Origin of the sequence: Microvirga guangxiensis (assembly GCF_900102135.1) — a bacterium.
Classification (GTDB): domain Bacteria; phylum Pseudomonadota; class Alphaproteobacteria; order Rhizobiales; family Beijerinckiaceae; genus Microvirga; species Microvirga guangxiensis.
In genome coordinates, this window is sequence record NZ_FMVJ01000004.1 from 83,181 (window position 1) to 102,457 (window position 19,277).

22 protein-coding genes are annotated in these 19,277 nt (G+C 64.4%); 7 read left to right on the top strand and 15 right to left on the bottom strand.

Annotation, left to right across the window (positions count from 1 at the left end; all coding sequences use genetic code 11):
* Nucleotides 1-78: 78 nt before the first annotated feature.
* From BLP10_RS06840 to BLP10_RS06870, 7 genes are all read right to left on the bottom strand, one after another.
* The gene (locus BLP10_RS06840) at nucleotides 79-465 is read right to left on the bottom strand and encodes a hypothetical protein (RefSeq protein WP_244510427.1); all 387 of its coding nucleotides are present in this window, start codon (nucleotides 463-465) and stop codon (nucleotides 79-81) included.
* A 71-nt stretch (nucleotides 466-536) separates the two neighbouring features.
* Entirely contained in the window at nucleotides 537-1,127 is a 591-nt protein-coding gene (locus tag BLP10_RS06845; protein ID WP_091133471.1) for a malonic semialdehyde reductase, read from the bottom strand.
* Between the two features lie 68 nt (nucleotides 1,128-1,195).
* Complete coding sequence (locus BLP10_RS06850; protein ID WP_091132460.1) at nucleotides 1,196-1,756, bottom strand: NifU family protein; 561 nt, start codon at nucleotides 1,754-1,756, stop codon at nucleotides 1,196-1,198.
* A gap of 327 nt (nucleotides 1,757-2,083) precedes the next feature.
* The gene (locus BLP10_RS06855; protein ID WP_091132463.1) at nucleotides 2,084-2,581 is read right to left on the bottom strand and encodes a universal stress protein; all 498 of its coding nucleotides are present in this window, start codon (nucleotides 2,579-2,581) and stop codon (nucleotides 2,084-2,086) included.
* 70 nt (nucleotides 2,582-2,651) lie between these two features.
* Nucleotides 2,652-3,692, bottom strand: coding sequence for a tryptophan--tRNA ligase (gene trpS / locus BLP10_RS06860; RefSeq protein WP_091132466.1), 1,041 nt, complete (start codon nucleotides 3,690-3,692; stop codon nucleotides 2,652-2,654).
* A gap of 100 nt (nucleotides 3,693-3,792) precedes the next feature.
* Nucleotides 3,793-5,307, bottom strand: coding sequence for a murein biosynthesis integral membrane protein MurJ (gene murJ, locus BLP10_RS06865; protein ID WP_091132469.1), 1,515 nt, complete (start codon nucleotides 5,305-5,307; stop codon nucleotides 3,793-3,795).
* A gap of 316 nt (nucleotides 5,308-5,623) precedes the next feature.
* Entirely contained in the window at nucleotides 5,624-6,250 is a 627-nt protein-coding gene (locus BLP10_RS06870) for a DsbA family protein (RefSeq protein WP_091132471.1), read from the bottom strand.
* Nucleotides 6,251-6,435: 185 nt separating this feature from the next.
* Here BLP10_RS06870 and BLP10_RS06875 point away from each other — a divergent pair, with 185 nt between their 5' ends.
* Entirely contained in the window at nucleotides 6,436-7,338 is a 903-nt protein-coding gene (locus BLP10_RS06875) for a protein-L-isoaspartate O-methyltransferase family protein (RefSeq protein WP_091132475.1), read from the top strand.
* Here BLP10_RS06875 and BLP10_RS06880 read toward each other — a convergent pair.
* The 4 genes from BLP10_RS06880 to fabA form a co-directional block, all read right to left on the bottom strand.
* Complete coding sequence (locus tag BLP10_RS06880) at nucleotides 7,328-7,768, bottom strand: GNAT family N-acetyltransferase (RefSeq protein WP_091132478.1); 441 nt, start codon at nucleotides 7,766-7,768, stop codon at nucleotides 7,328-7,330. The two genes, BLP10_RS06875 and BLP10_RS06880, sit on opposite strands and share 11 nt — an antisense overlap.
* A 54-nt stretch (nucleotides 7,769-7,822) precedes the next feature.
* Entirely contained in the window at nucleotides 7,823-8,653 is an 831-nt protein-coding gene (gene fabI, locus BLP10_RS06885; protein WP_091133473.1) for an enoyl-ACP reductase FabI, read from the bottom strand.
* Nucleotides 8,654-8,899: 246 nt separating this feature from the next.
* Nucleotides 8,900-10,123 (bottom strand): beta-ketoacyl-ACP synthase I, encoded by a 1,224-nt coding sequence (gene fabB / locus BLP10_RS06890; RefSeq protein WP_091132481.1) that lies wholly within the window; start codon nucleotides 10,121-10,123, stop codon nucleotides 8,900-8,902.
* A gap of 221 nt (nucleotides 10,124-10,344) precedes the next feature.
* Nucleotides 10,345-10,866: a 3-hydroxyacyl-[acyl-carrier-protein] dehydratase FabA gene (fabA, locus tag BLP10_RS06895; RefSeq protein WP_091133474.1), complete on the bottom strand. Its 522-nt coding sequence runs from the start codon at nucleotides 10,864-10,866 to the stop codon at nucleotides 10,345-10,347.
* A gap of 247 nt (nucleotides 10,867-11,113) precedes the next feature.
* Between fabA and irr the strand changes: the two genes are divergently transcribed.
* Nucleotides 11,114-11,587, top strand: a complete 474-nt coding sequence (gene irr, locus BLP10_RS06900; protein ID WP_091133476.1) for a Fur family transcriptional regulator Irr — start codon at nucleotides 11,114-11,116, stop codon at nucleotides 11,585-11,587.
* 48 nt (nucleotides 11,588-11,635) lie between these two features.
* On the top strand, nucleotides 11,636-12,514 hold the full coding sequence (locus BLP10_RS06905; RefSeq protein WP_091132485.1) for an EamA family transporter: 879 nt from the start codon (nucleotides 11,636-11,638) through the stop codon (nucleotides 12,512-12,514).
* A gap of 3 nt (nucleotides 12,515-12,517) precedes the next feature.
* Here the strand turns inward: BLP10_RS06905 and BLP10_RS06910 are convergent, their stop codons facing one another.
* Both BLP10_RS06910 and BLP10_RS06915 read right to left on the bottom strand, forming a co-directional pair.
* Nucleotides 12,518-12,664 carry a DUF3096 domain-containing protein gene (locus BLP10_RS06910; RefSeq protein WP_091132489.1) on the bottom strand — a complete coding sequence of 49 codons (147 nt, stop codon included), beginning with the start codon at nucleotides 12,662-12,664 and terminating at the stop codon, nucleotides 12,518-12,520.
* Nucleotides 12,665-13,142: 478 nt separating this feature from the next.
* Nucleotides 13,143-13,679 (bottom strand): SH3 domain-containing protein, encoded by a 537-nt coding sequence (locus BLP10_RS06915; RefSeq protein ID WP_091132493.1) that lies wholly within the window; start codon nucleotides 13,677-13,679, stop codon nucleotides 13,143-13,145.
* 163 nt (nucleotides 13,680-13,842) lie between these two features.
* Here BLP10_RS06915 and BLP10_RS06920 point away from each other — a divergent pair, with 163 nt between their 5' ends.
* The 3 genes from BLP10_RS06920 (at nucleotide 13,843) to BLP10_RS06930 (ending at nucleotide 15,949) form a co-directional block, all read left to right on the top strand.
* Entirely contained in the window at nucleotides 13,843-14,835 is a 993-nt protein-coding gene (locus BLP10_RS06920; RefSeq protein WP_091133478.1) for a 2-hydroxyacid dehydrogenase, read from the top strand.
* Between the two features lie 100 nt (nucleotides 14,836-14,935).
* Nucleotides 14,936-15,655 carry a Crp/Fnr family transcriptional regulator gene (locus BLP10_RS06925; RefSeq protein ID WP_091132496.1) on the top strand — a complete coding sequence of 240 codons (720 nt, stop codon included), beginning with the start codon at nucleotides 14,936-14,938 and terminating at the stop codon, nucleotides 15,653-15,655.
* On the top strand, nucleotides 15,656-15,949 hold the full coding sequence (locus BLP10_RS06930; RefSeq protein ID WP_091132499.1) for a hypothetical protein: 294 nt from the start codon (nucleotides 15,656-15,658) through the stop codon (nucleotides 15,947-15,949). It begins immediately after the preceding gene.
* On the opposite strand, the gene BLP10_RS06935 is transcribed toward BLP10_RS06930, so the two are convergent.
* Entirely contained in the window at nucleotides 15,941-17,212 is a 1,272-nt protein-coding gene (locus BLP10_RS06935) for a flavin monoamine oxidase family protein (RefSeq protein ID WP_244510429.1), read from the bottom strand. The two genes, BLP10_RS06930 and BLP10_RS06935, sit on opposite strands and share 9 nt — an antisense overlap.
* A gap of 100 nt (nucleotides 17,213-17,312) precedes the next feature.
* Here BLP10_RS06935 and BLP10_RS06940 point away from each other — a divergent pair, with 100 nt between their 5' ends.
* Complete coding sequence (locus BLP10_RS06940) at nucleotides 17,313-18,044, top strand: sulfate transporter family protein (protein WP_091132505.1); 732 nt, start codon at nucleotides 17,313-17,315, stop codon at nucleotides 18,042-18,044.
* Here the strand turns inward: BLP10_RS06940 and BLP10_RS06945 are convergent.
* Nucleotides 18,041-19,156 (bottom strand): complex I NDUFA9 subunit family protein, encoded by a 1,116-nt coding sequence (locus BLP10_RS06945; RefSeq protein ID WP_091132507.1) that lies wholly within the window; start codon nucleotides 19,154-19,156, stop codon nucleotides 18,041-18,043. The genes BLP10_RS06940 and BLP10_RS06945 overlap by 4 nt on opposite strands.
* Between the last annotated feature and the right edge of the window lie 121 nt (nucleotides 19,157-19,277).

Here is a 19,277-nt window from a genome sequence, read left to right on the forward strand (position 1 = left end):
CAGGTGAGGGCGCTTCTTTACCGCATCGGACAGAAAAGTGGACCCCGGTTTTCTGCAGGATGTCATGGTAGCACGGCGTCAGCCTTTCAGGGCAATGCCGCCAAAGCCCAGAAGGTCGGCAAAGAGCGCGGAAGCAACGCCGCAGGAAACGAGGATCAGGCCGATGATGAAGATCCTGACCGCGCGGTTGTAGCGGACCAACTGGAGGGATTGGATCGACAGGAGGTCGGCCAGGGCCTTGATCTGAAGTCCGATGCCGAGGGTGATGGCGAAGACGGCAACGAGGTCGGAAGGGGCCCAATCGCCGGGAAGCCCCGCCCACCGGCTTAAAAAGCCCAGTGAGAAGCCGACCACGACGCCGATCGCGGTCAGCGAGCCGTTCCGAAAGGTCGAATCGATGGTCGCGCGCTCTGCGTCGGGTTCAGGCGTCCTGTCGATAGGGGCGGCGTGCGGTTTGTCGCTCACGGCGTGCCGTTGCTGATGGTTCGGAGCCGATCTTAGCCCAGGTCGGCCGGAAAAGCAGGAGCTGGCTCCTCTCACTCGATCCGGCAGAATTCCTCGAAGGCGAAGCGCGGCTGGCGGGGATGGAGCTTCTCGGGCAGGCCGTAGCCGAGATTGATGAGGAAGTTGGACTTCGTCTTGCCGTCCGGGAAGAAGGTCCCGTCCACGCCCTCCCGGTCGAAGCCGCCCATGGGGCCGCAATCGAGACCGAGCGAACGCGCCGCCATGATGAGATAGGCGCCCTGGAGGCAGGAGCCCTGGAACGCCGTGCGCTCGATCACGTCGGGCTGGCCCGCGAACCAGCTGCGGGCATCCTTGCTGTGCGGGGCAAGGAAGCCGAGCTTTTCATAAAATTCCGTGTCGTAGGCCACGATCACGGTGGCAGGCGCGCTCATGGTCTGGCGCACATTGCCCTCGTCGAGATGGGGTTTGAGCTTTTCCTTGGCGGCGTCGGATACCACGAAGACGAAGCGGACCGGCGTCGTGTTGGCGCTGGTCGGGCCGAGCTTGGCGAGATCGGCGATCCGGCGCAGGGTTTCCTCGGGAATCTTCCGGTCCTCCCACCAGCGATGGGTGCGGGCATTGCGGAAGAGCTGGTCGAGGGCGGCGTCAGAGAGAGGCGGCAAGGCAAGGCTCCAAAGAAAAAGCGCGGCTTTCACGCCGCGCTTTGAATAATAGGGTTCTTACAGATCGCTTAAACGGCCTGGACTTCACGCACATCCGGCAGGAAGTGGCGCAGGAGGTTCTGGATGCCGTGGCGGAGCGTCGCGGTCGAGGAGGGGCAGCCCGAGCAGGCGCCCTTCATGACGAGATACACCACGCCGTCCTTGAAGCCGCGGAAGGTGATGTCGCCGCCGTCGCCCGCAACGGCCGGGCGGATGCGGGTCTCGAGCAGCTCCTTGATGGTCGCGACCGTGGGCTCGTCCTCGGGATCGAAGAATTCCTCGCCGTCATCCTCGTTCGCGCCGTAGCCGTTGGCGAACAGCGGCGCGCCGGTCATGAAGTGCTCCATGATCCCGCCGAGGATGGCGGGCTTCAGGTGCTGCCATTCGCCATCGGCCTTGGTGACGGTGATGAAGTCATAGCCGAAGAAAACGCCGGTCACGCCGGGCACGGCGAAGAGGCGCTGGGCCAGCGGCGAGAACTCGCCCTGTTCGGGGGTCTTCGCCTCGAAGGTGCCTTCGGGCATCACGACGCGGCCGGGCAGGAACTTCAGGGTGGCGGGATTCGGGGTGGCTTCGGTCTGAATGAACATCGTTTGGGTCCTCTGACGCCGGTTCAAGGCCGGCCGAGCGGTGGGCTTAGAATCGTTCTAACAGGTTTCAGCTCTAATGTGGAATGAAGAAGCGAGGATTCCAAGAGGAGAGGGACAAGGCAGAAGGTAGGATCACATGACGAAAATAGCATGGGAACCCTCCTCCCCCTTGTGGGGAGGAGTTGGAGGTGGGGGTGGGGGCGATAGCCTATCAAGGTCAGGAGCTAGCACCCCCACCCTTAGTCCCTCCCCACAAGGGGGAGGAAAATGGCGCTGTTTTCTGCTGACGATCCCGGATCGCTGAGTCAGTCCGGAATAACCGACCCTTCAACCCGCCAGAGCGTCGATCTCCTCGTCCGTCAGGGTGCCGGGCACGATGACGATCGGGACCGGGAAGGTGGAGGCGGCCTTGCCGGCGAGGGTCGAGACCAGGGGGCCGGGGCCTTCCTTGCCGCTGCCGGCGGCGAGCACGAGGAAGGAGACATCCTCGTCCTCGCGGATCAGCTTGATGATCTCATCGGCGCGGTCGCCGACGCGGATCACCTGCTCGGGCTCCACGCCTGCGGCATTGCGCGCCTCGCGGGCGGCGGCCTCCAGGAGCTTTTTCGCCTCTTCGCTGGCTTCCTCGATCATGGCTTCGCCGACGCCGATCCACTCGAAATTGTCCGGCGGGTCCACGACGGCGAGCATGAGCATGCTCGCCCCCGTGCGCACGACGCGGCGCGAGGCGAAATGGATCGCCCGGGCGCATTCCGGGGTCTTGTCGATCACCACCATGAATTTGGGCCGGTGGCCCGTCTCGTAGGATCGGCGCTGGCTGCTCACGGCACGTTCTCCTGCAACAGCTCGATGCTGCCTTGCCCTGTTATCTAGGGCAAGGCCAGCCGCAGTCAGGTCAGCGCGACCGAACGAATCCGACGATGTCCTTGACCGCATCCATGGTCTGCGCGGCAATCACGCGGGCGCGGTCGGAACCATCGGCGAGCACCGCGTCGATATGGCCGGGGTCGGCCATGAGGCGGCGCATCTCGTCGGCGATGGGCGCGAGCTTCGTCACCGCCACATCGACCAGGGCGGCCTTGAAGCCGGAGAACTGCGAGCCGCCATGGTCGCGCAGCACCTCTTCCGGCGTGGTATTGGTGAGAGCGGCGTAGATGGCGACCAGGTTATCGGCCTCCGGACGGGTCTTGAGTCCCTCGACCTCGGACGGCAGCGGCTCGGGGTCCGTCTTCGCCTTGCGCACCTTCTGGGCGATGGTGTCGGCATCGTCGGTCAGGTTGATGCGCGAGTAATCGGACGGGTCCGACTTCGACATCTTCTTCGCGCCGTCGCGGAGCGACATGACGCGGGTCGCCGGGCCATGGATGAGCGGCTCGGTGATCGGGAAGAAGGCGTCGCCGAAGCCGTTCTCGGCAATCGACTCGGCAAAGTCGTTGTTGAACTTCTGCGCGATGTCGCGGGTCAGCTCCAGATGCTGCTTCTGGTCCTCGCCCACCGGCACATGGGTGGCGCGGTACACCAGAATGTCGGCGGCCATCAGCATCGGGTAGGCGAAGAGGCCCACCGACGCGTTCTCGCGGTCCTTGCCGGCCTTTTCCTTGAACTGGGTCATGCGGTTCGCCCAGCCCATGCGGGCGATGCAGTTGAACACCCAGGCGAGCTCCGCGTGCTGCGCAACCTGACTCTGGTTGAACACGATATGCTTCTTCGGATCGATGCCGGCGGCGAGGAATGCTGCGGTGACCTCGCGGATCTGGCGCTTCAGCTCCTTGGGATCCTGCCACACGGTGATCGCGTGCATGTCCACGACGCAGTAGATGCAGTCGTGCGTCTCCTGCATCGTCACGAAGCGCTTGATGGCGCCGAGGTAATTTCCGAGATGGAGGTTGCCGGTGGGTTGGACGCCCGAGAAAACCAGCTCCTTGAACTGCGCCATCTTTATGCACTCCTTAGCGGAAGCGGGTTGGACGCCGCTCCGCGTTGCGATCAGGTCTAGAGGCGCGCGTTATGACAGGGCCGCGCCACGATGCAAGCGTTTAACGAAGCAGGGCCCAATCGTCACGGGTCACCGCGCCCGTCAGCCATGCCGCGAGGGCATAAACCCCCAGTCCTCCGAAGCAGAAGGCGGCAAGCGACAGGCTGTCGTCGGGCGCGAGAAGGCTCTGCGCGCCCCAAAGAGCCGCACACATGAGGGCGGCAGAGACGGCGATGCGGATCAGCCGTCCGAGGAAGAGACGATCCGGGTGCCACAGGCCAATTCGGCGCAACAGCCATGCCATGGCGAGGGCATGGGCGGCGCAGCCCAGGCTGACGCCCAGCGCGATTCCCGCTACGCCCCAGAGCGGCGCGAGGAGCGCGCTGCCCAGGAGGGTGACGAGGATGCCGAGGACGGTTCCGGCCAGGGTCATGCGCAGCGCGCCGCGGGCGAAGAGGGTCTGGCTCAGCACCTTGCCGGCTGTGGCGAAGGGGAGGCCGAAGCTGAGGGCTGCGAGCACCAGCGCGGTGCCCTGCGTATCGGAGGGCAGAAACGCGCCGCGCTCGAAGAGCACGCGCGTGATCGGAAAACTCAGCATCAGCAGGGCGGCGCTGGCGGGAAGCGCCAGCAGCAGCGCCATTTCCAGCGCCCGATGCTGAGAACGGATGATGGTCTTCGTCTCGCCCGCGTGATGATGCCGGGCGAGCTCCGGCAGCAATACGCTGGAGCCCAAGGCCGCCATGAGGCCGAGCGGAAGCTGCATCACGCGATCGGCATAGTAGAGCCACGAAATGCCGGAGGGCCAGAACGACGCGACGATCGTTCCCGCGAGCACGAACAGCTGCACCGCACCGCTGGCGACAAGCGCGGGAAAACCTGCCAGCAGCAGACTCTTCAGCGCGGGAGACCAACGGGGTTTACGAAAGCGCACCAAGTGCTCGCGGCCCCCGCGGAGCGCGATCAGCACCACGAGAAGCTGAATGAAACCGGCCACGCTCGATGCGCCCGAGAGCCATGCGGCCTTGGCGTCCAGCGGCACGGTGACGACGGTTTCCAGAACCACGAGCGTCAGGATCAGGCCCGCGTTCACCGCCAGCGGCGCAAGCGCCGTCGCTCCATAGCGCCCGCGCATGTTGAGGATGGCGGCGGCGATGGAGGAGAGCGTGACGCTCACCACGATGGGAAAGGACAGACGCGTATAGAAGGCCGTCAGCGCCAGCGTATTGCCATCGTCGCGGAGCCCCGGCGCAAGAAGGAGCGCGACAAGACCCGCGCCGATCTCGACGAGAGCGGTGAGCGCAAGGAGAGCGAGCGCGAAGACGCTGAGCACATCCCCCGCCATCGTGGCGGCATCCTTCTCGTCCAGGCGGCTCAATTGCGGCACGAGGGCCGGATTGAGCCCGCCCTCGCCGACGATGCGGCGCACGAGGTTCGGCAGGCGGAAGGCGGTCAGGAACGCATCCGCCACAGGCCCGGCGCCCAAGGCCTGCGCGAACAGCATGTCCCGGACGAAGCCGAGAATGCGCGAGGCGATGGAACTGAGGCCGACCAGAAGGGACGAGCGGATGAGCGACATGGCTGTTGTCGCGCTTAAACCCTTCCGGGCGGATTGTCTAAGGGATGGAGGGCGTTTCTTTCGCTGCCTCTTCCAGGGAGAGGCAGGAGTGGTGTGACTGGGTGATTATCTGAACCAGTTCTGTCATCCCCGGCGAGCATCAGCGAGGGACGGGGATCCACGATCACGCGCAGCGATATGGATTCCCTTCCCCTCCGCTGCGCTCCGTCCGGGAATGACACTGTAGGGCTGTCGGGCTTCCTGGATCAGCACAGCGCTTCGACTTTGCGACCCCCACCCCTACCCCTCCCCGCAAGGGGGAGGGAAGCGCTCTGCCTCAACCCCTCGCTCGGGCGATCGCCTCGCGCTTCTGGGCCAGCGTCATTCCGCCGACATAGGATTCGGTCGCCACGAGGAAGGAAGGCGTCGCGGTGAAGCCAAGCGAGTCGCCGAGCTTGAGGGTGTCCTTCATCCATTGCGTCGTGCGTTCGCTGTTGCCAGCCTCCTCCAGGCGCTTGGGGTCGCCGCCGAGGCGTTCTGCCTCCTTCATTACCCGCGCCCCGTCGACGGCTCCTTTGAGCTTGAAGAGAGCAAGGTGCAGCGGCAGGTAGGCGTCGGGCCCGTGGACCTGAAGGTAGGCGAGGGCGGCCTTCGTGGCCGTGACCGAGGGGATGCCGAGCACAGCGAAATTCACCAGCACATAGGTGAGATCGGGCTCCGCCTTCAGAAGCTGGGGCAGCTCCGCCGCGGACTTTTTGCACCAGGGGCAGTTGTAATCGAAATACTCGATCATGATCACGTCGCCGTGCTTGTGTCCGAGCGTCACGGCTGAAGGCAGGGCGAGGGTGTCCTCGACAAGCTCGATGGGAACGAGCTGCGGTTCCGGCGCGGATTGCGCGAAGGCGGGAATGCTGGCGCCGGAGGCGGCCAAACCGGCAAGAAGGGTGCGTCGGGACAGGATCATCGAAAGCTACTCTCGGAGGTGAGCTCCTCAGGTGCCGGTGGATCGTGTCCGGAGCAAGGCCAAGCTTTGGCTGCTGATGCACTTGTGAAGGCAGGGTTTCGGAAGTCTTAAAGGAGCGGTGCAAACGCAGAGGTTGCAGCTTAGCCTTAACCAAGTGAAGATGGCGCAGGTTCAGGAAACAACCGATGATGGAATCGAGCTTCACCCAGGCCGACATGGCCGTGATCCGGCGTGCTTATGCCAAGCAGATCCTGACGCTGGCAGGCATAGTGGAAGATGCCAGATTGGAAGCAGCCTTCGCTGCTATCGCGCGCGAGCGGTTTCTCGGAGATCCACCCTGGACCATTTCGCGGGGCGCCGGGGGCTACGAGCCTCTTCCCTCTCAGGATCCAGTGGTGCTCTACCAGGATGTGCTCCTGGCGCTGGCCTCCCATCGCGGCGTGAACAACGGATCCCCCTCGCTCCACGCCGGATGGCTGCACGCCCTGTCGCTGCGCGAAGGCGAGAGCGTGGCGCATATGGGAGCAGGCACAGGCTATTATACCGCGATCATCGCGGAGCTCGTGGGTGAGTCCGGCCATGTGACAGCGGTCGAGTTCAACCCTGAATTGGCGAAGGCTGCCCGCGAAAACCTCGCCGACCGGCCCAATGTTACTGTGGTCGAGGGAGACGGAGCTCAATGGCCGCGCGAGGATGTGGATGCGGTCTATGTGAATTTTTCGGTCGAGCGTCCGGCTGAAGCCTGGATCGACCACTTGAAGCACGATGGCCGCCTCATCTTTCCGCTGGGCTTGCCCCGGTCGAAGCCCAGTCCGTGGGGGGGCACCCACGCCATCCATGGTGCTGGCCTGCGCGTGACGCTCCGTGAGAAGGGGCTGGCTGTGCAATGGCTCAACCGGGCCTTCTTCGTCTGCGCGGAAGGCGAATTGTCGATTGCGGGTCAGGAGCGTCAGGCCCTGCAAGCGGCCTTCGAGGGCGGCGGCATCGAATTCGTCCGCAGCCTGATCTGGCGACAGGTCCCTCCACCCGGACGCTGCTGGTTCACTGGCTCGGGCTGGGCGTTGTGCTACGACGAGATTACGCCTTGAGCCGCAGGCGATGCGTCACGTAGGGATCGTTCTCGATCCGCGAAAAACCGAGACGCTCGTAAAACGGAAAAGCGAATTCCGGCGCACGCGCATTGAGATGCCCGAAGAACGGCACTGCACACTCGGCAATAGCCGTCACGAGCATGCGGCCGATGCCCTGACGCCGGCCTGGCGGCGCGACATAGAGATGACGGACGCGGCCTGCTTTCGGATTGCCGGTGTAAGGATCGATGTTGCGTCCGCAGATGCCGACGAGGCTTCGGCCATCGAAGGCGCCGAGGAGGGTTTCGCCTGGCCTTGAGAACCGGTTCGCGCCGTTCCGCCAGTTCTCCTGCAGCCGCTGCAGCATGCCGTGATTTTCGGACAGGCTTGCGCGCAAGAGCGCATCGAAGCCTTCCGTGTCGGGAGTGATGGGCTGAAAAGCAAACATCCGCGAAAGAGTGCCCCTCGCGGATGTTCGATACAAGAGCTTTGGAAGAACCTTTTAGGCCTCTTCGCCCGTCACGCCGGCGGCGTCCTGGGCCTTCAGCACGTCGGGACGCGGCATCGAGATGATGTTGTAGCCGGAATCCACATAATGGATCTCGCCGGTCACGCCGCGCGACAGGTCGGACAGCATGTAGAGGGCTGCGCCGCCCACATCCTCGATGGTCACGTTCTGGCGCAGGGGCGAATGAGCCTTCTGGTAGGTGAACATCAGGCGCGCATCGGCGATGCCGGCGCCCGCCAGCGTGCGCACCGGGCCCGCGGAGATGGCGTTGCAGCGGATGCCCTGGGGGCCGAGGTCGTTGGCGATGTAGCGCACGGAAGCTTCGAGAGCGGCCTTGGCCACGCCCATCACGTTGTAGTTCGGCATCACGCGGGTGGAGCCGCCATAGGTCAGCGTGAGAAGCGAGCCGCCGTTCTTCATGCGCTTGGCCGCGCGCTGCGCGATTTCCGTAAACGAGAAGCAGGAGATCACCATGGTGCGCGAGAAATTCTCGCGGGTGGTGACGTCCGTGTAGGAGCCCTTGAGCTGCGACTTGTCGGAGAAGCCGATGGCGTGGACCACGAAGTCGATGGATTCCCAGCGCCTGTCGAGGGCGTCGAAAGCGGCGTCGACGGAGGCGAGGTCTTCCACGTCGCAGGGGATCACGAGGTCGGAGCCGAGGGACTGCGCCAGCGGCGTCACGCGCTTGCCGAGGGCTTCGCCCTGGTAGGTGAAGGCAAGTTCCGCGCCTTGCTCCGCCAGTGCCTTCGCGATGCCCCAGGCAATGGAGTGGTCGTTCGCGACGCCCATGATGAGGCCGCGTTTTCCTTGCATCAGACCGCTCATGTGGGTCCCCCTATGCATCGGCTCGATTGTCGGATGCCGATCGTTAGCAAACCGTGCATCCGGAGCCTTGGTCTTGATTTCAATGAGCGTGTCCATGCGAAATCCCCCTAAATAGTCGGGAAATCGCATGGCGCTGTCTCAGGTTTATGACGTGATCAGAGCTGTTTCCACTGACGTGAAATCAGCTCTCATCTTTGGTTGCCGCATTTTTTGCGGCGAACCGGATCCACTTCGCCGAAAATGCTCTTATCCGTTGTAGCGGCTGAAGACGAGTGTGGCATTAGTGCCGCCGAATCCGAACGAATTCGACAGAACCGTATCGAGCTTCGCATCGTCGATGCGCTTGCGGACGATGTTCATGTCGGCGAAGGCGGGATCGATCTCGTCGATATGAGCGCTCTCGCAGATGAAGCCGTTCTGCATCATGAGAAGCGAGTAGATCGCCTCCTGCACGCCGGTGGCGCCGAGCGAGTGGCCGGTGAGCGACTTGGTGGCCGAGATCGGCGGGCACTTGTCGCCCGAGCCGAACACCTCGCGGATCGCCTCGATCTCCTTCTGGTCGCCCACGGGGGTCGAGGTGGCGTGCGGGTTGATGTAGTCGACCGGGTTGTGCACGTCCTTGAGGGCCATGCGCATGCAGCGGATCGCGCCCTCACCCGACGGGGCCACCATGTCGTAGCCGTCCGAGGTCATGCCGTAGCCGACGATCTCGCCGTAGATCTTGGCGCCGCGGGCCTTGGCGTGCTCCAGCTCCTCAAGCACCAGGACGCCTGCGCCGCCGGCGATCACGAAGCCGTCGCGGTTGACGTCATAGGCGCGGGAGGCGCGGGCCGGGGTGTCGTTGTACTTGGTGGACATGGCGCCCATGGCGTCGAAGAGATTCGACAGGGACCAGTCCAGATCCTCGCAACCGCCGGCGAACATCACGTCCTGCTTGCCGTACTGGATCATCTCGTAGGCATTGCCGACGCAGTGGTTGGAGGTCGCGCAGGCGGACGAGATGGAATAGTTCACGCCCTTGATCTTGAACCAGGTGGCGAGCGTCGCGGAGGCCGTGGACGACATGGCCTTCGGCACGGCGAAGGGGCCGATGCGCTTGGGGCCCTTGTCGCGGGTGATGTCGGCGGCCTCGATGATGGTGCGGGTGGACGGACCGCCCGAGCCCATGATGATGCCGGTGCGCTCGTTGGAGATGTCGCTCTCCTCGAGACCGGAATCGCGGATCGCCTGATCCATGGCCACGTGGTTCCAGGCCGTGCCCTTGCCGTGGAAGCGCATGGCGCGGCGGTCGACGAGGGAATCCACGTCGATCTGCGGGGCGCCGTGCACCTGGCAGCGGAAGCCGTACTTCTCGTAATCATCGGCCTTCGCGATGCCGGACTTTGCCTCGCGCAAAGAGGCCAGCACCTCCTGCGTGTTGTTGCCGATGGACGAAACGATGCCCATTCCGGTGACGACGACGCGCCTCATAGCCAACCTCTTCATAGGATTCTGGATGCCAAGCCTTCTGTCTGAGACACGTAAGGCTTGACCGGCTCATTCTCAACCGTGAGCCTGCGGGAGATCGAAAAAACGATTCATCGGATTCGATGGCCCCGCCGGCGTGCGGCAGGGCCGGTTTTTCGAAAAGATGATGTTTTGTCAACAGGATGAATGAATCGCTGCTGACGTAGGGGCAGCCTCCGGGAGGCTTACCCGCCGACCGGAGTCTCGGCCTGGAACAGGCCGACGCGCATGTCCTTGGTCTCATAGATGCGGCGTCCGTCGGCCTCGAGCCAGCCATCGGCGATGCCGAGAACGAGCTTGGAACGGAAGACGCGCTTCAGGTCCACGCCGTAGACCACCTTCTTCGTGGTGGGCAGCACCTGATCGGCGAACTTCACCTCGCCGACGCCCAGGGCGCGGCCGCGACCGGGGGAGCCGCCCCAGCCCAGGAAGAAGCCAGTCAGCTGCCAGAGGGCGTCCAGGCCGAGGCAGCCCGGCATCACCGGATCGCCTGCGAAATGGCAGGGGAAGAACCAGAGGTCCGGGCGGATGTCGAGTTCGGCGCGCACATGGCCCTTGCCGTATTCGCCGCCGTCCTCGCCGATGGAGGTGATCCGGTCGAACATCAGCATGGGAGGCAGCGGCAGCTGCGCATTGCCGGGGCCGAACAATTCTCCGCGCCCGCAGGCAAGGAGCTCTTCGTAGTTAAAGCTGGACTGGCGGGCCATGCCGGATGCCGATCCTTTCATCAGGGTCTCAACGGGCAGCCTCGAGAGGTCCTCAAGGCCTTCAATGCGGGCTCTGGTAGCACAGGCTTGGCCATCCATCAAAGGGACCCGGGCACAGAGCGGTCATTCCTGCCGCCTTTTAAGGATGATTCCTTAAGCGCGACCGTAGATCACCTTGCGGCGCCCCCCTCGCTTTCCTATCATTGCAATGATAGAGAAGCGCTCGCTCCTGCAAACAGTTCCGATGATGACCGATCCTTTGTCCGCCTATATCGAGTCCACGACGGCTCCGGCCCACCGGAGGGGATGCCCCCTGTCCGAGCTGCGGGACAAGCTTCGCCGTGTCGGCCTGCGCCCCACCCGCCAGCGCGTTTCGCTGGGCTGGCTTCTGTTCGGCAAGGGCGACCGCCACATCACGGCGGAAATGCTCTTCGACGAGGCGAGCCGCGCCCGCGTGCCGGTGTCGCTGGCAACCGTCTACAACACCCTGCACCAGTTCACGGAAGCGGGCCTCCTGCGCCAGCTCGCCGTCGACGGCTCCAAGGCCTATTTCGACACCAACCCTACCGAGCACCACCACTTCTTCCTGGAAGGCGAGGGGGAACTCGTGGACATGCCCCATACCGCCGCGGTGAGCGTGGCCGACCTGCCCGAACCGCCGGAAGGCATGGAAGTGGCGGGCGTCGAGGTGATTGTGCGCCTTCGCCGCAAAACGGCTTAACAAATCGGCCCGACAGGTTTCTAAGAGCGGCAGCCGGGATTTCATCGCATGCCGCTCTCCCACAGCCTCGTTGCCGTTCTCGTCACCATCATCTGGGGCTTGAGCTTCGTCGTCATCAAGCTCGGGGTCGGCACCATGCCGCCTTTGCTGCTGGCGGCCCTGCGCTTTTTCTTCGTCGCCTTTCCCGCCATCTTCTTCGTCCGGCGTCCTCAGACGACATGGGGCAACGTACTGGCCTATGGCTTCTTCCTGGGCGTCGCCCAGTTCGGCCTGCTCTTTGCCGCGATCGCGTTCGGCATGCCCGCGAGCCTCGCGTCTCTCGTCATGCAGGCGCAGGTGTTCTTCACGATCCTGTTCGCCGCGTTCCTCATGAACGAGCGGCCCACTCCGCATCAGATCGCGGGCGGCCTCATCGGTGCTCTCGGGCTTGTCATCATCGCCGTGCCCCGGCTCACCGGCAGCGGGGCCGGGGCGTTCCTCATGACGGTGGCCGCGGCGGCGTCCTGGGGCGTGGCAAACATCGTCTCGAAGCGCGCAGGTCGGGTCGACATGCTGAGCTATATCGTCTGGGCGGGCGTTGTCGCGCCGCTGCCGCTTCTGGCCCTCTCGCTCCTCATCGACGGGCCGGCGCAGGTCGCCACGGCGCTGACAAGCATGAGCCCGAGCACCTGGGCGGCGGTGGCCTATCTCGCCTATCCCACCACCGTCTTCGCCTTCGGGGTCTGGGCGTACCTGCTCTCCCGCCATCCGGCGGCGACCGTTACGCCCTTTGCCCTGCTCGTGCCCGTTGCGGGCATTCTCGGCTCCGCCCTGTTCCTGGGCGAGGAGATGCACCCCGTCGAGGCGATCGGCGGCGCGGTGATCGTGGCAGGGCTGACCCTGAACGTATTCGGAGGAAAGATCCTGGGCCGCCGGAAAACCGCCTGACGGTCAGCGGATGAAGCCGAAGCCGACCAGCGCGTAAACGATCAGGAAGATCGCGACGAAGACGTTGAGAAAGCGTGGCGCGACGAGGGAAGCAATGCCCAGGATGAGGGCCAGGATCGGCAGGAGCTTGAAGCTCAGGTTGATGGACACGAATCGGGCTCCGGAAACTGATAACGATACGCTGTTACCTATCCCGTTATTCCTTGATAAATCGGAAAAGCGCCTGAAGTCAGATCCATGATTGCCGACCCCCATCCCAGGAGTGCGGCCGAACAAAGCGCAGACGGTCCTGCTCCCTACCCCTTGCGGGGAGGGGTAGGGATGGGGGTCGATCGACCGGGTGAATGGCTCAACCAGAGAAGCGCAGTTCCAATTCTCCCGAGCGGTTAGGACTGAGCCTGATCCGGACAGGGCATTCCCTCACCCTTGCCCCTCTCCCACCCGGGAGAGGGGATGTGCTGTAGGGCTGTCGGGCTCACTGAAGCAGATGCAGCGTTCTGACTTTGCGCCCCCTTTCCTGCAAGGGAGACAGAAGCACGCGCCTTATCCTTGATCGTGCCAGCCTCGCAGGATGGGAATCCGGGCTGCGAGGACGAGGACTGGGTCGCTTTCGAAGAAACGTCCCGCTCTACTCGACCTGCTCGTTGGGGTAGACGCCCCAGAGCTTTTCCTGCTGCACATAGCCGTCGAGGTCGCGGGCGCGTTCCATGCCGACCATGACGCGGCACCATTTGCCGTCGCAGGCGCGCACATTGGCGATCACGCCCGGCTGCATATGGGCGATGATTCCCGCCTTGGCATCCGGCCGGTCGAGCAGGCTGATCGGCGGTTCTCCGCTCTTGGCCCAGGGCATCACGAGAGCCGTGCGCCGACCCGACAGGAGGGAGTGCAGCACCCAGCCTTCCGTTCCTTCCGAATCGCGGATGCGCCGCCAGGTTTCGTATTCGGCGACGATCTCGACCGGCAGGCCCGCGCGCTGGAACACCCAGGCCGTCCGGTGATCCTTCGAGGGGCCTTCGCGCAGGTTCACGCGGTCGGTCTTGAGGCTGACATAGCGGGGAACGGGCAGTCCGGTGCCGAGGCGTCCTCCCGGAGGCGTCTGCTGCGCCAGGGCCGGCACTGCGCTCACAATCAAAGCGGCAATGGCGACGACGATCTTGCGCATGGAACCCCTCTCGGCGACTTTGTGTCTACACAAGCCTCTGATAGAGAAGCTTGACCGGTGCCGCCACGCGGCGGCTCGTCGCCTTTAGTGCCGAAACAGGGTTAAGGGAGCGTGAAAAACTCCTCATATCCAGTGTTTTTCATGTGGGGGATTGTCTGAGCCGATGAAAAAGAGACCTGCCGTCGTCGTCACCCGCCGCCTCCCCGACGCTATCGAGACGCGCCTGCGCGAGCTCTTCGACACGCGCCTCAACCTCGAGGACAAGCCTCTCTCCCCGGAGGAGCTGGCGGAAGCGGTCCGCACGGCGGATGTGCTCGTGCCCACCATCACGGACGAGATCGACGCCGCGCTCCTGCAACAGGCCGGCCCCAACCTCAAGCTCATCGCGAATTTCGGCAACGGCGTCGACAATATCGACGTGGCGGCGGCGGTCGCCAGAGGCATCACCGTCACCAACACTCCGGGCGTGCTCACCGAGGACACGGCGGACATGACCATGGCGCTGATCCTCGCCGTCGCCCGCCGCATCACGGAAGGCGCGAAGGTGATCCCGGACGGGGAATGGGCCGGCTGGTCGCCCACCTGGATGCTCGGACGGCGCATCACCGGCAAGCGCCTCGGCATCGTCGGCATGGGCCGCATCGGCCAGGCGCTGGCCCGCAGGGCGCGGGCCTTCGGCCTCTCGATCCACTACCACAACCGCCGCCATGTGCCGCCGAAGATCGAGGCGGAGCTCGAGGCGACCTATTGGGAATCCCTCGACCAGATGCTGGCGCGCATGGACATCGTGTCCGTCAACTGCCCGCATACGCCCGCAACCTATCACCTGCTCTCGGCAAGGCGGCTCAAGCTCATGAAGCCCGACGCCATTCTGGTGAACACGGCGCGCGGCGAGATCATCGACGAGGGTGCGCTCACCAAGCTCATCGAATCCGGCGCCATCGCAGGCGCGGGCCTTGACGTGTTCGAGGAGGAGCCCGCCGTCAATCCGCGCCTCGTGCGGCTCGCCAAGCAGGGCAAGGTGGTGCTCCTGCCCCATATGGGCTCGGCCACGCACGAGGGCCGCGTCGCCATGGGCGAGAAGGTGATCGTCAACATCAAGGCTTTCGTCGACGGCCACAAGCCGCCGGATCGCGTGCTGCCGAGCATGTTGTAAGGCATGGAGGGGAGAACCTCCGGGCATATAACATATGTGAGTGCGTAGTTTAGGCTGGAACGGCCAGAAGGGTTTTTCATGCTCCAATGAAAAGCCTGAAATGCCGAACCCCTTCGTTCTCAAACTCGAACAATGCGACAGCCTCTCGGACGACGAGAAGCGTGTGCTCGAAAGCGCGATTTCGCGCGTTCGCGTTGTCGAGAACGACGAGGATATCGTGCATGAGGGCGAGCATCCGTCCGAGAGCAATCTGCTGCTCGACGGGTTCGCCGCGCGCTACAAGATCTTCTCCAACGGGCGGCGACAGATCACGGCCATTCACGTCGCCGGCGATTTCGTCGACCTTCACAGCTTCCTTCTCAAGACCATGGATCATGGGGTGGTGGCGCTCACGCCCTGCCGCATTGCCATCGTGCCCCATGCGGCGCTGGAGAAGATCACCGACGAATACCCGCATCTCACGCGGCTGTTGTGGCTCAACACGCTCATCGACGGCGCCATTCATCGCGAATGGCTCACCACCATGGGCCGCCTCTCGGCCACGGCCCACACGGCGCATTTCATCTGCGAACTCTTCATGCGCTTGAAGGCCGTCGGACGCACGGATGGCGATACGATCCAATTGCCGCTCACGCAGGCGGAACTTGGCGATACGCTGGGACTTTCCACCGTTCACGTGAACCGCGTGCTGCAGGAACTGCGCAAGGAGGGGCTGATCCGGTGGCAAGGCGATGCCCTGACGATTCTCGATTGGGAGCGCCTGGTCAGCGTGGGCGAGTTCACTCCGACCTATCTCAATCTCCAGCGCGAACATCGATAAATGTCAGGAAAACCGACGCCGGACATCAGCCTTCAGCCCATCTCCGTTCTGAGCGACGGCGGCAGCCATGAGGGGTGCCTTGTCCTGTCCGGCGGAGATCTCGTCGCCGTCTTCGCAAAAGTCTCCGCGGAGGAGAATGCAGGCAGCAACATTCAAACTGAAGGCTGGTTCCTGGAAGCAGGCTTCGGCCCCTGCAGCATTCTCATGACGCCGATCCCGCCCGTATTCCCGACGCTCGACGAGGCCATTGTCTGGGTGCGCGAAAAGCTGGAGGCGGAAGCGCCTTCAACCTGAGACTTTGAGCTTCTGTACAACCTCGTTTGCCGCCCGCTCGCCTTCCTCCCACGCGCCGCCGGCCGTGCCCCATTGCGCGCGCGACAGCGCCTCTCCCGCAAACCAGATCCGTTCGCCCACGGGGGCTTTCAGCAGGTCGCGGATGGGCGCCAGTCCCGGCTGAATCACCGCCCAGGAGGCCCGGGACCAGGGATCGTTGCGCCACGCGGTGGCATGCATCACGCTCAGATTCCGCAAGGCCCGATAGCCGAAATGCTCCGCGAGAATATCCCGCGCGAACCGCGCCGGCGCATGAGGATCGCGCCGGTCGAAATGCGCGGCATGGGTCTGATCGAGCTCGAAGAAATGAAACGGCGTGCCGTCGATCCGCGTAAGAAGTCCCGGCGGCGAGCGGCGGGTGCCGGTTAGCGTCGCGAGCCTGTCAGGGCCTTTGAAGGGCGCGTCGGGCCAATGCAGGATCACATGCTCGTAGACGCCTTGGGTGAAGCCTTGAATCGCCTCGCGCACCTCGTTCGGCAGAGCAGGCGCGAAGCGGATCGCATCCCCTTGTAGCACGGCCATGGGGGTGGTGACGATGACGGCCTTTGCGCGGAGCGTGCCGGATGCGCTCTCGACGCGCACGTCGCCTCCCGACCAGTCGATGGCATGGACGGCACTGGCAAGGCGAACTGGAAGATCCTTCCCGAGCCGTGCCACATAGCCCCCGAGACCGCCAGCAATGAACAGGTTGTCGGCGTATTCCATGCTCGGAAAGTCGTGCAGGCTCACCTCGCCGAGAGGCCTGCCCGAGACGAGGCCGTGGATGTCCGAAACGCGACGGCCCAGGGGGCCCATGCCCGCAGGCAGGGCTCTCGCAGCGGGCCGATCCTCCGGAGCCCTCGCAGCCAGCGTCATCGCCCGGTCGGCCATGTCGAAGGCCCGGTCGAGGGCGGCACGCTCAAAAGGCCGTCCCGGCTTGCCGCGCACGTAGAAATGCCCCTCGACCGGCGCGCGCCGCAAGGGTTCCCTGCGCTCGAAGCCGAGCTTCACGAGGGGATTGATGGGGCCGGCATGAAGCCAGTGCGCGCCCAGATCTACGGGATGTCCCTTGAAAAGCTGCGTGGTCGTGCGCCCGCCGATCCGGACCCGCGCCTCAAGCACCGCCACCGTGAGGCCTTGGCTCAGAAGCCTTCGCGCAGCCCCGATGCCGGCGCTGCCCGCGCCGACGATGACCACATCCGGCTCCTGAGGGAGATCGACGGCAGGCGAGGGATCGAACGGCACACATTCCTCCACCCTCTCGCGATTCGAGAGGTTCGGTCATAAGTAAAGGCCACGCCTTCTCGGACGAGGGGGCACCGCTTTCAAGGAAAACGAACGAAACATGCTGATTCAGACGGTTATCGCGGCAGCCCGGGATGTCTTCTCTCCGGCGCTCCGGCGCATCCTGTGGAAGTCCATCGGTCTGACCATGGCATTGCTGGCGCTGGTCTGGGTTGGCCTGACGCGCCTGATCGACGTCTTTCTCAACAATCACAGCCTCAGCGAAAGCTATCCGTTTCTGGATACGCTGGCGATTTTCCTGGCAGGCTTCGGTCTGTTCGTCGGATTGTTCTATCTGCTGCCGGCGGTATCGGCGATCGTGGCAGGCTACTTCCTCGATGACGTGGCCGAGGTGGTGGAGCGCGAGCATTATTCCGCCGACGCACCGGGACGGCCCCTGCCTTTCGGCAAGGCGATCTTTTATGGTTTGCGCTTCGGCGCCCTGTCGCTCGCCGTGAACCTCGTGGCGCTGCTTCTTCTGTTCGTGCCCGGCATCAATATCGGCGCGTTCTTCGCCGCCAACGCCTATCTTCTGAGCCGTGAATATTTCGAACTGGCGGCGGGCCGTTTCTGGGCTCCCGAGGACGTGCAGCGCCTGCGCCTGGAGCATCGGGGTACGGTGCTGGCTGCGGGCGCGGTTCTGGCGGGCCTGGTTCTGGTGCCGGTTCTGAACCTCATCACCCCCATTTTCGGAGCGGCGATGATGGTTCACCTGCACAAGAAACTCACGCGGGATCCGTCAAAGCGGATCTCGCAACGCCCTCAGGATCGCGCGTCGATCGAGGCGCGTTAGTGGCCCGTCCGCACGGCGCTCGGCGGATTGACGGCGGCCGGTCCGGAGGCCCGCTCCGGGTGGAAGTCGGACGCCGCGCCGCCTGATCTCGGGGCCAGCAGGTCCGGCGTCGTTGCGGCGGCGTTGCGCTTGAGGTCGAACTGGCCAGTCTTGCGGAAGCGCACGAGATAGGACGGCACGATGGCCCCGATGGTGGTGGGCGTCACGCCCAGGCCCTCGAAGGTGCGGCCCTCCGCGATGGCGGCCTGCGAAACCACATTGTCCTTCTCGAGCAGCAGCGCCTGATCGCGGGTAGTGACGATCTCGTCGGGCAGAATGCCCAGGGTGAGCTTGTCGAGGGCGCCCATGACCGTGCCCTGGAACCGGGCGACCGCATCCGGCACGGGGAGAACCGCCCGCTTGCGCTCGGTAATCTCGCAGACGAATTCCATCATCTCGCGCATGGTGCGGATCTCGGGGCCGCCGAGTTCATAGATGCCCGGCTTCACCGCGCCATCGACGGCGCGCACGATGACCTCGGCCACGTCGTCCGCATAGACCGGCTGGAAGCGGGTGTCGCAGCCTGGCAGCGGCAGCACGGGCAGCATGCGGGCGAGCGACGCGAAACGGTTGAAGGAGCTGTCGCCCGGCCCGAACAGGAGGGAGGGACGCAGGATCACCGCATCGGGACGAGCTCTGAGGAGGTTCTCCTCGCCCGCCGCCTTGGAGCGGGCATAGGCCGATTCGGAATTGGCATCGGCGCCCAGGGCCGAGACATGGACGATGGTCGCCCCAGGCTTGGCCGCTTCGGCAATCAGGCGGGGGGCATCGGCATGAACCGCATCGAAGGTCTGGCGGCCGCCCTCCTGGAGAATGCCGACCAGGTTCACCACGTGGTCCGCCTTCGCCACCGCCTGAGCGATGGAGGCCGGATAGCGGAGGTTGGCCTGGATCGCATAGACCTGCCCGACCTTGCCCATGGGCAGGAAATAGGTGGGATTGGGATTACGGGTCGCGACCAGCACCCGGTAGCCCCGCTTGGCGAGACGGCTCACCACATAGCGGCCGAGAAAACCCGACCCACCGAAGACCGTGACGGTTTGCTGTTCAGGTGTGCGAAGGGCGCCGATCATGAAAGTCTCCTGTCCGCCAAGAACCCGCGAAGACCTGCAAAGGGGCTCGCAAGGAGAGCTTGGGGGTTTGAATTGGAATGTCTCTAGTCAAACGGCGTTCCCCTGTGAAGGGGCGTGAGAC